This window comes from Enterococcus sp. DIV0840, assembly GCF_050527835.1.
Taxonomy (GTDB): Bacteria; Bacillota; Bacilli; order Lactobacillales; family Enterococcaceae; genus Enterococcus_L; species Enterococcus_L ureasiticus.
Genome location: NZ_CP172876.1, coordinates 3,168,504 through 3,183,001, shown reverse-complemented (window position 1 = coordinate 3,183,001; position 14,498 = coordinate 3,168,504). Strand labels below are relative to the sequence as shown.

14 protein-coding genes are annotated in these 14,498 nt (G+C 35.7%); 11 read left to right on the top strand and 3 right to left on the bottom strand.

Annotation, left to right across the window (positions count from 1 at the left end; translation table 11 throughout):
• Nucleotides 1–38: 38 nt before the first annotated feature.
• Together IGL98_RS15250 and IGL98_RS15245 are read right to left on the bottom strand one after the other, a co-directional pair.
• Nucleotides 39–665 carry a DJ-1/PfpI family protein gene (locus tag IGL98_RS15250; RefSeq protein WP_206913142.1) on the bottom strand — a complete coding sequence of 209 codons (627 nt, stop codon included), beginning with the start codon at nucleotides 663–665 and terminating at the stop codon, nucleotides 39–41.
• An 81-nt stretch (nucleotides 666–746) separates the two neighbouring features.
• Entirely contained in the window at nucleotides 747–1,280 is a 534-nt protein-coding gene (locus IGL98_RS15245) for a WYL domain-containing protein (RefSeq protein WP_340689539.1), read from the bottom strand.
• Between the two features lie 801 nt (nucleotides 1,281–2,081).
• Here IGL98_RS15245 and IGL98_RS15240 point away from each other — a divergent pair.
• The 5 genes from IGL98_RS15240 (at nucleotide 2,082) to IGL98_RS15220 (ending at nucleotide 7,230) form a co-directional block, all read left to right on the top strand.
• A complete protein-coding gene (locus tag IGL98_RS15240; protein ID WP_206842811.1) occupies nucleotides 2,082–3,629 on the top strand; it encodes an ABC-F family ATP-binding cassette domain-containing protein in 1,548 nt (515 codons plus the stop codon).
• Nucleotides 3,630–3,640: 11 nt separating this feature from the next.
• The gene (locus tag IGL98_RS15235) at nucleotides 3,641–4,021 is read left to right on the top strand and encodes an NAD(P)/FAD-dependent oxidoreductase (protein WP_206842810.1); all 381 of its coding nucleotides are present in this window, start codon (nucleotides 3,641–3,643) and stop codon (nucleotides 4,019–4,021) included.
• A 59-nt stretch (nucleotides 4,022–4,080) separates the two neighbouring features.
• Complete coding sequence (locus tag IGL98_RS15230) at nucleotides 4,081–4,908, top strand: GNAT family N-acetyltransferase (protein WP_206842809.1); 828 nt, start codon at nucleotides 4,081–4,083, stop codon at nucleotides 4,906–4,908.
• 203 nt (nucleotides 4,909–5,111) lie between these two features.
• Nucleotides 5,112–5,930, top strand: coding sequence for a helix-turn-helix domain-containing protein (locus tag IGL98_RS15225; protein WP_206842806.1), 819 nt, complete (start codon nucleotides 5,112–5,114; stop codon nucleotides 5,928–5,930).
• Between the two features lie 211 nt (nucleotides 5,931–6,141).
• Nucleotides 6,142–7,230 (top strand): acyltransferase, encoded by a 1,089-nt coding sequence (locus IGL98_RS15220; RefSeq protein WP_339099533.1) that lies wholly within the window; start codon nucleotides 6,142–6,144, stop codon nucleotides 7,228–7,230.
• 68 nt (nucleotides 7,231–7,298) lie between these two features.
• Here the strand turns inward: IGL98_RS15220 and fabI are convergent, their stop codons facing one another.
• Nucleotides 7,299–8,051: an enoyl-ACP reductase FabI gene (gene fabI, locus IGL98_RS15215; RefSeq protein ID WP_206913134.1), complete on the bottom strand. Its 753-nt coding sequence runs from the start codon at nucleotides 8,049–8,051 to the stop codon at nucleotides 7,299–7,301.
• A gap of 302 nt (nucleotides 8,052–8,353) precedes the next feature.
• Here fabI and fabF point away from each other — a divergent pair, with 302 nt between their 5' ends.
• From fabF to IGL98_RS15185, 6 genes are all read left to right on the top strand, one after another.
• Nucleotides 8,354–9,592: a beta-ketoacyl-ACP synthase II gene (gene fabF / locus IGL98_RS15210; protein ID WP_206842802.1), complete on the top strand. Its 1,239-nt coding sequence runs from the start codon at nucleotides 8,354–8,356 to the stop codon at nucleotides 9,590–9,592.
• 2 nt (nucleotides 9,593–9,594) lie between these two features.
• Nucleotides 9,595–10,029 (top strand): 3-hydroxyacyl-ACP dehydratase FabZ, encoded by a 435-nt coding sequence (fabZ, locus tag IGL98_RS15205; RefSeq protein ID WP_069647141.1) that lies wholly within the window; start codon nucleotides 9,595–9,597, stop codon nucleotides 10,027–10,029.
• A 715-nt stretch (nucleotides 10,030–10,744) separates the two neighbouring features.
• Nucleotides 10,745–11,851 (top strand): tyrosine-type recombinase/integrase, encoded by a 1,107-nt coding sequence (locus tag IGL98_RS15200; RefSeq protein ID WP_206842800.1) that lies wholly within the window; start codon nucleotides 10,745–10,747, stop codon nucleotides 11,849–11,851.
• A gap of 345 nt (nucleotides 11,852–12,196) precedes the next feature.
• A complete protein-coding gene (locus tag IGL98_RS15195) occupies nucleotides 12,197–12,910 on the top strand; it encodes a winged helix-turn-helix domain-containing protein (RefSeq protein ID WP_206842799.1) in 714 nt (237 codons plus the stop codon).
• 49 nt (nucleotides 12,911–12,959) lie between these two features.
• Nucleotides 12,960–13,616: a hypothetical protein gene (locus IGL98_RS15190; RefSeq protein WP_206842797.1), complete on the top strand. Its 657-nt coding sequence runs from the start codon at nucleotides 12,960–12,962 to the stop codon at nucleotides 13,614–13,616.
• Nucleotides 13,617–13,657: 41 nt separating this feature from the next.
• Complete coding sequence (locus IGL98_RS15185) at nucleotides 13,658–14,491, top strand: DUF916 and DUF3324 domain-containing protein (RefSeq protein WP_339099535.1); 834 nt, start codon at nucleotides 13,658–13,660, stop codon at nucleotides 14,489–14,491.
• Nucleotides 14,492–14,498 lie beyond the last annotated feature (7 nt).

The window sequence follows — 14,498 nt, the reverse complement described above, 5'->3', positions numbered from 1 at the left end:
TTCCTATACTTTCTTTCATCTTTCGTTTGACTGAATGGTTATTGAGTAGAGGTCATTAATTCGGTGTAATATTTAGGATCACCTGTCGCATGATAATTATACCAAGCTTCAAGCATTGGTTTTGGTAAGACATCTAAATAGTCCATAATTTGCTTAGCCCATAATAAGGAACCAGCAGAACTGGCTGTAATTAAGTGACTATCTGTAACTGCTAATGTATTTTGGTAGAAAGTTCCACCTGTGTAGTGACTAGAAAAAGTAGTTAGAAATTCTTTTGAATTACTTGTATGCAGACGGGTATTCAGTAAGCCTAAGTCAGCAAGGGCAAGTGTTGCACCACAAATGGCAGCGACTAGGATTCCAGCATTTAGATAATCTTCTGCTTTGTGCAAAATCGTTTGATGTTTTGCTTCGTTCCAAGTATTTGCTCCAGGCAATAATAATGCTGCTAGGGCACGTTCATTGATCTCATCAATAGAACAATCCGGAATGATCGTTAAATCTCCTAATGTGAGGATAGGCTCTTTTGTAAGGCTGACTGTCTGAATAGAATAAACTGGAGTTGTTTGATTATAACTAGCTGCTGTGTTGATTGCCGCTGTGATATAACCTAGTTCCCAGTCTGCCATAGTATCTAAAATATAAACATAAACAATTGATTTCATTTGAAACATCCTTTCTTTACACCGTTGCTACTTCATAAAGTGCGGTGGTTTAAATGTATTGTAACAATAAAACAGTGACAACTATCTGTCACTGTTTGGGTAATTGTTTTGTAAGGTTGCTTCTAAATGAGTTTTTATTTTTTCAGCAAATGAAGCAGGAGCTAAGACCTTGATCTGATCACCAAAACCTAAGAGCAGAGAAAATAACATAAAGTTGTTTTCTCTTATTTTTAGTTCAATTGTCCGCGTTGTGGGTGACTCATTGAGCGTTTCGCCTTGAAAATATTCTTCTATAAGGATTTGGCTTTCTTTTTGGTATTCAAGAATTACGGATTGTACATCCGTGTGTTGCTGTTCAACATGTTTTTGCATTAAATCAGCCACATCATAGTCGTTTTGCCACTGTTCAGATTGAACATTTAAGTTTCTGAGTCGGATGATTTTATACATACGGCATTCTTGTTTTTCCTGATTATAGCCTAAAAGGTACCAAGCATACCATTTATAAAAGACATGAAGTGCATCGATGGTGACGTGACGTTTTTCTTTTTTGAGATTGACATAATCGAAAGAAACAGCCTTTTTTTCTTGAACGGCATTTTTTAATAGCGCGATATTTTCTATTACAGAACTATTTTCATTTACGACTGAAAAATCGATTTCTAATAGTGTCTGATCATCTGGAAGAGCATAGACCGCTTTGATTTTTTCATAAGTATCATTGACTTTTTTAGTGCCGTAGACACTTTTTAAACTTTCTAAAGCAAGTAACAGATAATCAGCATTGGTCTGGTCAATTATTTTATTACTGACTTGATAGTCTGGATTGATCGCGTAACCGCCATTTACACCGACCTCAGCATAGATCGGGACACCCGCTAAAGAAAGTGTATCGATATCTCGAATGATCGTTCAGCGTGAAACGTTGAATTCTTTTGCAAGTATGGTTGCACTAACACGGTCACGATTAAGAATGTAAAATAAGATTCCTAGTAAGCGTTCGATTTTCATAATGAGACTCCTTTGTTTTTTCTTAGTGTATAGTGTTCTTAAATGAATAGCAACAACGATAATTTAGCCTTATTTTATCTGGATTTGACTATTTTTTTCCAAAATGGTAGAGTAACACCTGAGGAAGGTGTTTCAAATGTACGTATTATTTATTTCAACTCTTAGCTCCCTACAACTTATTTTTGATGAAGTGTTGTATGGAGCTTAATCGAAAAGCTTAAGAGCTTTTCTTATTCATCAGTAAATTTAGTATACTAAAGAAATAGCAGATTTTTGCTATGCTTTTTGTATGCTCATTTACTGAAGGATATATAGATTAAAAAGGCCCTAGACATTTTGTCTATGGGTCTTTTTTGTATGTTCTTTAGTAAAAATCAGGGAAACTACACGAAAGAGGAAAATATAATGGAATTATTACAAGTCAAAGATTTAACTTATGCAGTACCAGATAAACAGCTTTATGAAAACAGCTCATTTACCCTAAGAAGCAATGAACATATGGGCATCGTCGGTAAAAATGGTGCAGGTAAAAGTACCTTATTAAAGATGCTTTTAGGCACTGTTTTGCCAGATGCAGGTGCGATCTCATGGAATCCTGCGGCTACTTTAGGCTATTTAGACCAGTATGCAGATATGGAGCAATCACTTACGATCAACGAATTTTTAACCTCAGCCTATCAAGACTTATTTAACACAGAAAAAGAGATGTTGAAACTTTACGAAAAATATGGTGAAACAGGCGACGATCAATTATTGACAAGAGCCGCAACCTATCAAGAACAATTAGAAATCAAAGGATTTTATCAAGTCGAAAACGATATCAATAAAGCAATCACAGGGCTTGGTATCAGCGATGGTGATGCTGATCAAACACTAAGCTCATTAAATCGTGGGGATCAAATAAAAGTCATTTTAGCTAAACTTTTATTGGAAAAACCATCTGTTTTGATCTTAGATGAACCAACGAACTATTTAGATCAAGAACATATCGAATGGCTGACAGAGTATTTAAATGCTTTCGAGAATGCTTTTATCATCGTTTCTCATGATACAGATTTTTTAAGTAACATCGCTACATGTATCTGTGATATCGATTTTGGTTCGATCAAAAAATACCACAGTAATTACCCCGATTTCTTAAAACAAAAAGCGCATTTATCAGAAGCTTACCAAAGTCAATTTGAAGCGCAACAACGAAAAATAAAAGAAACCGAAGCCTTTATACAAAAAAATATTGCGGGGATCAAAACCAAAATGGCCCAAGGTAGAAGAAAACATTTAGAAAAGATGGATCGCCTGAAAGAGCCTGAGAAGAAAATCAAATCGAATTTCTCTTTTAAATTAATGCCTCAAAGTTCGCCAAATGTCATGATGATCGATGAATTGAGCGCTGGCTACAAAGAATCACTGCTTACTGTGCGTGACTTGCAAGTAAAAAAAGGAGAGAAAATAGTGATCACTGGTGCAGATGGTTTAGGTAAATCTACATTAGTGAAAACACTCCTATCAATAGTACCGGCGATTTCTGGAAAAGCTCAATTTTCACCTCAAGTTGTTGTGGGCTACCATTCACAAGAAATCGAATGGGAAAATACAGAATGGACACCGATCGAAGCGTTAGCAAACAAATACACGAAGCTGACCTATGAAGATGTACGCCGAGAACTGGCTAAATGTGGTTTGAAACGAGAAATTGCTTCAAAAAATCTTTACATGTTGAGTGGTGGGGAACAATCAAAAGTGAAGTTGTGCGATTTAACGATGCAACCAAGTAATTTCTTGATCTTAGACGAACCAACCAATCATTTAGATGTCGATTCAAGAAAAGCGCTACAAGAGGCGTTAAAATCGTTTAGAGGCAGTGTCTTGTTGATTTCAAATGATGAACAGTTTTATTCTCCTGTAGCAGATCATGTTTATGTCGTTGCTGATAAACATCTTATTAAGCAATGAGGTGAGCTGAGATGAGTTTTACAGGATTTAAAGAATGGCATTTGTACCAGCTTTCATCGGGGGAACAAGAAATACAGGAAGTATCAGAAAATCAGTTGGATGAACGCATTTTGATTATGGGTAGTGGCGTATTGGAATGTCTGATTGCAATCGATTTAGCTGAGCGGGGTAAAGAAGTCGTGCTTGTAGAAAAATCAGATGAGCTACTTTTAGAGTGTCTAGCATCTCCAAAAAGAGCGGAACTTATGCGAAAGCTGGAACAACTTGTTGTGACGATTTTCTTGGAAACACCTTATATCGAAGTTTTGAAGAATCAAGTTTGTCTCCGTAATCAAGAAGGTTTTGAAACCTATTTCAAAATGGATAACATTATTGTTTCTAAAAAACGATGAATCGTTTAAAATTTGTTTATAGTTAAATAGACAAAGTAAAAAACTAAAGGAGAACCATTATGTTTATAACGATAGACGAAGCCGATTTTCAAAAAGTTGTAGAAACATGGAATCAAGGATTCAGCGACTACCTGTTACCGATCCATGTAGACCAAAAGGCATTAGACCATAGAATCCAGTCGCTAAACCTTTCAAAAAAACTCTCCGCTGTTTTTTCTGTTGATGGAGAATTTGTAGGGATCATTCTTTTAGGGATCCAAACCTTTCAGCAAACCAAAGTGATGTGGGTTGGCGGCATGGCTGTGATTCCAAAATATCGTAGAAGTAAAGTTGCGTCCAAATTAATGGACTATGCAGAAAATAGAGCAAAGGAAAATCATTGCGATCAATTGATTCTTGAAGTGATTGCAGCCAACGAGCGTGCAAGGAAATTATACGAAGCGAAAGGGTTTCACACAGTGAATGAACTGGCAGTTGGAACAATCACGTTACCAACTACGTCTAAAACTCAAAGGAGCATTCACTTTAAACCAGCTTCAGTAAAAGAATTAGCGTTGCTTGAAAAACAATGGACACCGTGGCAGAACCGCTGTATTTTTTCAGATAAAAATTATGATATTTATCAAGAAGAAACAAAACTTGGCGCAATTAGTTTTAATTTGGCAGAAGAATCTGGTGATAAGGCTCTGATTATTAAACAATTTCATGTACTTGAGCAAAGAAATAAAAATGTAATAACGGATATTTTACTTACGTTAAAGGAACAAGAAAATGTTGATAGCGTCAAAGTAGCTAATTTTGATATGGAGATTCCTGAATACAAGGAGTTGGGAAAAATCGGTATTACGTGGCAGTTGACACAATTTCAATTAGTAAAAAAGTTGTAAGAAGAATAATTGTCACTTAATTATAGAAAAGAATCTCTGCTGCATTTATTGATAAAATGAATGTAGTGGAGATTTTTTTACCGCGCTAAACGTGATTAATTCAATAAGCAACGTATTGTTGCGCAGGTCTTTATTGTATAATGAATGAAAGCAACATATTTGTGCGGCAAAAACGATGGACGTTAAGAATGGAGTGACTTATAGTGACGGTAGAAATTGGTAAACAAATCAAAAAATTTCGTCATGAACAACAAATCTCACAACAGGAATTAGCTGACTATTTAAATATCTCACGCCAAACAATTTCTAAATGGGAGCTAGGAAAAAGTCTTCCGGATTTAGAAAATGTCATTAGGCTTTCTGATTATTTCAACATCAGTGTAGATATTCTTTTAGGACGTAAAAAGCCTAGTTTCTTTAGAGGATTGTTTGATGGAAAAGAAAGAAGGCAAAGTCATATGGATCAAAACCAAGAAAAAAAGAATAATGCTGCATTTTACAGTGCTTATGTACAAGATATTCAGCCGCTGTTTCTAGAAGGCCGACGAGTGAACACCTTTATAAAAATTGAAGAAATAATTTTTCCTCAAGCGACTTTTTCCAAAATGATGGGCTATGCTAACTGTTTATGTAGCTTTAATGGTGAACGTGTTTCTATCGATCAGATTGGGAAATTTAAACTGGCTATAAATTTCCCTGTGGAAAAGCCAATAACCACATTTTCTCTAAGCGATATATCAGAAATAAATCTAAAATTTGGTAAGTATTTTCGGAATGTAGGCGGTAATTTTGTGACATTGATCGATATCGTAACGAAAGATCAAAGCTATTATTTATGGGTAGAATCTTTAAACGTTGCGCATCAGATCTGGCACCATGAAAAATTTAGTACAATACAGATCAACGTAGATAAAGCATTCCAAGAATCTTTAGATCTGCCAAATGAGGAAGAAGCTGTTGAGGCAATTCGCAGCAATGCAGAAACCATCCCACTGTTTTATGGAAGTAATCGATCATTGTAATGTATTAAGGTACTATAATCTTATTAGGGCTATTAGACGAGGGAGAGAACGATAGAAGTTGTTCTCTTTTTTGCTATTAAAATGCTCCTTCAGCAGAGGGCTAAACTTAAGCAGTACTAAAAAATCAGTCTCAGTACCGATAAATTATAAAATATGCTTTGTTATACTTAAATATAGGAAAACGAAGTAGGTTGAAAGTTATTGGGGTGGGGTGAAAAAAATCAAAAGGGCAGTAAAAGAAAAGCAGATGAATACCAAGGGAATTGATTTGGTCAAATACATAGCCGCGATTTTAGTTATTTGTTTCCATTGTGAAAGTATTTTTCAAGATCCGGCAATCAATCATTTATTTAAGAATGTTTTATGTCGATTTGCGGTTCCATATTTTTTGATTTCAACGAGTTATTTTGTTAGAAGAGGACAGAGTCAGTCGTCCGATTATACAAAGCAGTATATCAAATCGTTAGCGAAATCTTATTTTTTTTGGAGCCTGATTTATTTACCTATTGGGTTCATGTGGATTCAGCAAAATTATTCACTGACCCCCACGTTGTATCCAGTAGCTTTAGTGGCCGGTTTGTTTTATACAGGAACGTACTATCATCTTTGGTACATTCCAGCGGCGATTTTTGGAATCATTTGTGTTCAGTGGTTACTAAAAAAAGCAGGATATATCGCGTTGTTCAGTCTGGCAACTCTAATGTACGGATTCGGTACATTAGAAACCTATTATGCGTATATTGGAAACGATCAATTGAAGGTGTTTTTTGATCAGTATATGAGCTTATTTATTACAACGCGCAATGGTTTGTTTTTTGCCTTGATCTTTGTGGCGATGGGATTCTGTTTATGGGATCATCGAGAAAAAATTATCAGCTCTCAGAAGTATATGGGCGTACTTGTGGTGCTCACTGGGCTTCTTTTAATAGGTGAAGGAATCATCGTGTATTCAAATGTTGGGATTGATAAGAATTTTATGTGGATGCTCATTCCATTTACTAGCTGCCTTTTTTGTTGGAGTTTGTTTGTAAATGTGGAGGAGAAAATAGATGTAAAACGGTTGAGAGATTTAGGAAAATACTATTTTTTCATCCATCCGCTATGTATTTTGTGGACAGCTAATTTGGTGAATAGCTATGATTTTTTTGCCAATAGTTGGTTACAGCTGATCGTAACGCTGATTGCGACACATTTACTAAGCTCACTTGTGATCACATTAACACAGCAACTGCCGTATTATTATTTCGATCTACAACTGATGCTGCAAGTAAATCGTGGTTATTTGCAAAAACTTATTTAGAAATTAGGATTTACATGAAAAGATGAGGCTGAGATAAACTTCTTTAGTTGTATCTCAGCTTCATTTTTTTAAGTAAGGTGAACCCCTTTATCTACATAAATAATATCTCCTACGATACCAGCTGCTAGTTCACTGACTAAAAATGCACAAGTATTACCAACTTCTTCAATCGTAACACCTGCTTTGTCTGGTGTACGGCCTTCTGAAATTTTGATCAATTGATCATAATCTTTTACACCCGTTACGGCGAGTGTTTTGATTGCGCCTGCTGAAATCCCGTTCACACGGATTTTGTCTGCTGCAAATTCATAAGCTAGATATTTTACGGCCGTCTCTAAAGATGCTTTGGCAATCCCCATCATATTGTAATTTGGGATCGCTCTTTCAGAACCAAGATACGTCATTGTCACAATGCCTGAGCCAGGATTTAACATTGGTTTAGCATAATGTGCAACAGCTAAAAGTGAGTAACTGCTGATATCTTGAGCCAATAAGAAACCCGAGCGGCTGATATCACTAACATTTCCATCTAATTCTTCCTTGTTAGCAAAAGCAATGGCATGTACTAATCCATCGATCTTATCGTATTTTTCTTGGATTGTTTGGAAAGCTTGAGCGATCGACTGGTCAGAAGCCACATCACATTCAACAAGCAAATCTGTTGGTTCAGCTAATTTTAACAATTGTTTTTTCATGCGTTCATTTTGGTACGTGTAAATAATATCAGCGCCTTGCTCTTTTAATGCCTTGGCACAACCCCAAGCAATACTTCGTTTGTTTGCGACGCCCATCACGACGACTTTTTTATTTTTTAGAAACATATGGTTTTTCCCCTTTTAAAATTATTTTTAGTGTGTGAAAAGGTCTCACATCTTAACAAAATCGAACGATTTGATTTTATTTAAGTTGACGGATAAAATTGCAACTGGTATTATCTGTGTTGAGAATGATAAAAAAATTCTCTAACGAATAAACAACACCTGTACAGACATTTTATCGGATGTCTGAATTATTAACTAAAATACTTTGAAAGTCAAACTATTTTACTTAAATTTAAACAAAAAAGTGTTGTTTAAGCAAGTTTTTTTTAATTTGATAGTCAAAACAATAGTGGAGGTGCACGATGAAACGAGTTGTAATAACAGGAATGGGAGCAGTGACTCCTTTGGGAAATACGGTAAAAGAGTATTGGCAAAATCTAGTCAATGGAAAATTAGGAATCGCTAAAATCACTAAGTTTGATTCTGAAGATACAGGTGTGGCACTTGCGGGTGAGGTGAAAGACTTTGATTCAAGTGAGGTTCTTGATCGTAAAGAGCAAAAGCGAATGGATGTATTTTCACAATATGGTTTAGTCGCTGCGATGGAAGCATGGAATATGAGTGGCCTGACAAAAGAAACGATCGATCCAAAACGTTTTGGTGTGATCGTGGGCAGTGGTATTGGTGGCATGACGACGTTACAAGATCAAGTCAGAGTCATGGATAAAAAAGGGGCTAAACGAGTGACACCTTTCTTTGTACCAATGGTGATCGCAAATATGGCTTCAGGGAATATCTCTATCAAATTAGGGGCAAAAGGACCTTCTCAAACAATCGTCACAGCCTGTGCATCCGCGACCAATGCAATCGGTGAAGCGTTCCGTACAATCAAATATGGCTTAGCAGATATGATGATCACGGGTGGAACAGAAGCGACGATTTGTGAAATCGGGATTGCTGGTTTTGCAGCGTTGAGTGCGTTAAATACAACAGAGGATCCAACAAGAGCATCGATTCCGTTTGATAAAGAAAGACATGGTTTTGTGATGGGCGAAGGTGCTGGCATGTTGATGTTAGAAGAACTGGAGCACGCTCAAAAACGTGGTGCGACAATTTTAGGTGAAATCGTAGGTTATGGTAGTAATTGTGATGCTAGCCATATGACAGCGCCGTTAAAAGATGGTAGTGGAGCGGCAGATGCGATCGAATTAGCTTTAGCTGAAGCTGAGATCAAGGCGACTGATGTCGGTTATGTCAACGCTCATGGCACCTCAACACCAGCCAATGATGCAGCTGAAACGGCAGCTTTGAAACGTGTATTTGGCGAACGCGCCTACGATATTCCAATTTCAAGCACGAAAAGTATGACAGGTCACCTTTTAGGAGCGGCTGGAGGAATTGAAGCAATTGCTTGTGTGAAGACGTTACAAGAAGGCATTGCGCATCCGACAGTAGGCTATGAAGTAGCAGATCCAGAATGTGATTTAGATTATGTAACAGATGGTTCACGCCCCGTACAAGCAGAATATGCAATTAGTAATTCGTTTGGCTTTGGCGGTCATAATGGCGTTATTTGTATGAAAAAATGGGAGGAAAACTAACAATGACAAGATTAATGAATGCAACAGAAATTATGGAAATGATTCCAAACCGTTACCCAATTTGCTTTATCGACTATGTGGATGAAATCATCACGGATAAAAAAATTATTGCGACAAAAAATGTGACGATCAATGAAGAATTCTTCCAAGGACATTTCCCAGGAAATCCAACAATGCCAGGTGTTTTGATTATTGAAGCATTAGCACAAGTTGGTTCGATCTTGATTTTGAAAATGGATCAATTTAAAGGTGAAACAGCGTATATCGGAGGAATCAACAAAGCGAAATTCCGTCAAAAAGTAGTTCCAGGAGATGTATTAAAATTACACTTTGAAATCGTAAAAATCAGAGATTTTGTAGGAATCGGGAAAGCGACTGCTTTTGTTGAAGATAAAAAAGTTTGTGAATGTGAATTGACTTTTATCGTCGGTAGATAATTAAACGAATAGTAAAAGTGCTTGGGATTTACGTCCTAAGAACTATAAAATAAAAGACCGAAAATCTTAAAAAGGATTTTCGGTCTTTTACTTTTATATTATTGGGAAAATCATGTTTATTTATCCTGACCAAAGAACCGATAGAAACGTAAACAATTCTTCAGATAACCTAAAGCTGGTTGGACATCAATTTTTCGTTGAGGGTAAATTTTCTCCGTCTCTTTTTCTAAAACAACTGTTGAATCGTAGTGTTAGAGTATTTCCAGTTTAGATTCTTTTAAATCCCACGATTTTTTATTAAAGAAAAATGAGGATATAACACAAGCAAATCATATTTTTTTGTTTATTTAAGAACTTCTTACCCCTTCATTTCTACTGGATAAACAGAGGGCATTGCAAAAAAAACTCAAATTAGGGGAAAAAATGAAATATATAATGAAATAGAAACGTTCTTTTGTTTATTTATTTAATATGTCGTTTTTATCTACTTATTATTTCGCTACAAGAGTAATTCTAATAGATATAAATTAAAATTACAAGGTTTTTTTGTGATAAATTTTAATTTTTCCTTTTTTGAAACAATATTTATCTAAAAAATGACAATTTTTTAATAGCGTTGCTTCTATTGTAAAACAACATCATTAGGTGGAGAAAATAGCTCGTTTTTTTTAGCCGTCAATTCCGCCGTCAATAAAATTTGAAAGGATGAGTTATTTTGGCAAGAGGCGAAAATATTTACAAAAGAAAAGATGTTCGCTGGGAAGGACGATACCCTAAAGCACGAAAAGCAGATGGTTCCATCTATTATGGCTATATTTATGGACGATCTTATCGAACAGTTCGTGAACAACTTCTGGAAAAAAGACTATTTCATTCTCTTGAACAAAGGTCTTATCAAGAGCGATTTCAAGGAACTTTTGAGACTTGGTCAATTATTTGGCTGAACCAATTAATGAAAGAAAACATCAAAGAAAGCACGTATTCAAGCTACCAAAATAAACTGTCTTTACACATATTACCTGCCATTGGTAAAACTCCCTTACATCGTGTGGATAAGAAGCAACTGGAACGGTTAGTCGATCAGCTAAAAGAAAAACTGTCTCCAGCATCTATTCACATTGTCTTTCGATTAGTAAAAAGCTGTTTGAAAGGAGCCAGAGACAGAGGCTATCTCTATACAAACCCGGCGGAAGACATCTCTTTGCCGAAGGTTCAAAAAGAACAAGTCCCCGCATTAAATCGCCAACAACATACCAAAATTTTAAAAGAAAGTAAGAAAACCATCTACGGGCTCCCCATCGTTATTGCGCTAGAAACAGGCATGCGGATTGGCGAAATCAGTGCATTAAGATGGGAAGATGTCGATTTTGAACAACAAGTGATCCATGTACGTCGAACAAAACAACGTATTTTTGATTATGTAAATAAGTCATCCAAAACAAAATTGATTGAAACGGCGCCTAAAACACAACGGGGGAAACGGATTATTCCCATGACTCCTTGTTTAAATGAACAGCTTATTCAGGCAAAGAGTCAAGCAACGTCCTCATATGTCATAGAATATCACGGGAAATCAATAGAGCCAAGAACGATTAGCTACCGATTTGAACGAATTAAAGCAAAAGTAGGGATAGGAAATGTCGGTTTTCATGCGCTACGCCATACATTTGCGACCCGTTGTGTAGAATTAGGGATTAGCATCAGTACAGTGAGTGCTTTATTAGGGCATGCGTCTATCAAAATGACATTGGACACGTATACCTATTCTTTTCTTGAGGATCAGCGTCAAGCAATGAGTAAATTCTCCCTTTTATCAGTGTAAATTTGCTAAAAAAATTGGAAAAGTGGGTTAAAGCCCTTTTCTCTCACAATTAAATAACGTTCGTTATTTAATTGTGAGAAGTACAAAATAAAATAGTAAGAACAACTAGCCGATCTATTTTTGATAGGCTTTTTTTTATAACCGTCACTTTCGCCGTCAAAGGGGAATTCAATCCCCTACCTATCAAATAAAAATAGAAGTCATTCTCGTTTTGCTTAAAAACGAGAATGACTTCTATTGATAATTACTATTACCGATTTTACGTTCATATGAAAAAAAGTGCAACAGATAACCCTAAGAAATGAAACAACCAAGGGATATAAAACAAAGGAGGTAAGAGAAACAATGTACAAGCTAGGTATTTTAAAAGAAGAAAGACAACAAGATACACATGTGAATGAGTTTTCTAACTCTTCCGCATTCACTCCTTCTTTTTTCACCTGTATAAATAAAAATGAAGAGATCTTGTCGAATATGAATGCGATTCTGATTGAAGAAGGCGAGAACAGTGGATTTGAATCCATTTGTGAATCAATTCTGGAATTGAGGAAATGGTTTGAAGGCGTCATCTGGGTATTCTCGACGAAAATTTCCGATTTCCATCAAATGATTTATTACCAATTAGGAGCGGATGGTATTTCAGATGTAGAAGGAAACAAAGGATTGTTTCTATTACAACTGGAAAATTTATTGAAACACACAGGGCATAAAACCGAAGTAATCAAAGAGACACAAGAAGGACCAGAGAAACTTAGAGACTTTGAACTGAACGAAGGAAGCTTGAGCCTAATCCTAAAAGATGGCTTTGAGATTTCGCTAACAAAATTAGAGTTCTTTGTTTTAAGAGAATTATTTAACCGTTCAGGTGAAACATTATCGTATGAAGAGCTTTACCAAAAAATTTGGACAGAAAAAAAGAATGGCACGGACGCAACATTCAGACAATATCGGGTCACCAATCTTATTTTTCATTTACGGAAAAAATTTGAAGCAGCACCTGGAAGCCCAGAATACATAAAAACAATCCGTTCGAAAGGCTATAAATTAGATATTAAATAAGTGACACATACTGGCTAGGAAAGTCAAAAATAAATAGGGTGATTGAGGGTTGAAAAAAAGGATGACGACAGAACAAACAGAAAAACATCAAAATAAAGGGTTGAAATATATCCTAGTAATAGAAGGAATCTTTTCCATCATGTGGGTCACGTACTTAGTGATGTTTTATTCCTACTATAAGGAAGCATACTTTTATGTGGATAAACGACTCTCCTTATTCTATCAATTGTTGCTTATCGTGAATGATAACGGACTTGAATCTATTGTGTACTTTGCACTGAGTGCTCTGTTAATGACCATGACTTTCGTGTTTATGTACTTTCTATTTCTTACGAATAAAAGAAGACCGTATCCTAAAGCCATGTTGGTTGGATTTATAGGTCTAAATCTTCTTTACTTCTTACTATTATTCATCAATGTATATGGGGTTGCTTTTTTCATCATAGCCGCTCTATCTGGAAGTATTGTGTATGCGTTGGCGATGATTGGGAAAAAGGAAGACTTTGAGGAAGAATTAGAATATGAAGAAGGCGATGTGATTGAGACAAAGGGACCATTTGAAACAAAGGCCTCCGCGCACCAAGCAGCTCAATTGTTCTTAGAAACATGGCAGGAAAAAGAAACCGTGATTTTAGAAGAAGATTTGTATCAAGAAGAAGACAATCATTACTATGTAGACATTTATGTTGAAGCGATAAAAAAATAATGTTTCTAGAGTGTGATAGATAAGGAGCAATTGAAAATTCAATGAAAAAAAATAATTATATAGCTGTCCTGTTACTTATGGGACTATGTTTTATCTTATTTCCAAACCGAGCACATGCAGCAGATAATCTAGGATACACTGTTTCAGCTGTCCCAAGTAGTAAGCAAATAGATTTCGAACAAAGTTACTTTTATCTCCAAACGACGCCAGGGGAAAAACAACAATTAAAAGTAAAAGTAAAAAGTACACAGAAAGAGCCAGTAAAAATAAAAATTTATCCAACGGATGCTTACACCGGTGAAAAAGGAACAATCGAATATACAGAGGATTCTAAGTTATTAGATGAAACTTTAAAAGAACCAGTTAGCTCATTAGTGAAAGTGGAAACACCAACTATAACAGTAGAGAATTTTGAAGAAAAAGAAGTAACGATTCAGTTAACTCCACCAAAAGAAAGTTATTCAGGAGTCAAAATGGGTGTACTAGTATTTGAATTAGATGATTCTGGGGAAAAGAAATCAATGGTGAAAAATAAATTTTCATTTCGACTTGGTTTAGTCATCTCAGAAACGGGTGATGATTATAGAGATTCAAAATCTTTAAATCTATTAGAGGCAAAATCAACACTTAGACGAGGGAAAAAAATGGTTTTAGCGACCTTACAAAACCCAGAACCTAAAGTATTATCTGACTTAGAAATACAAGCGGAAGTAAAGGAAAAAGAAAGTAATAAAATTATCAAAAAAGAGACAGTTAAAGGGTATAAAATGTCGCCAAATAGTCGCTTTGATTTTGAAATGGATTGGGGAACAGCAACAATCAAAGGAGGAACCTATGTATTAAACATGACGGTAACCAATGGCTATAATGATTGAAAATTTG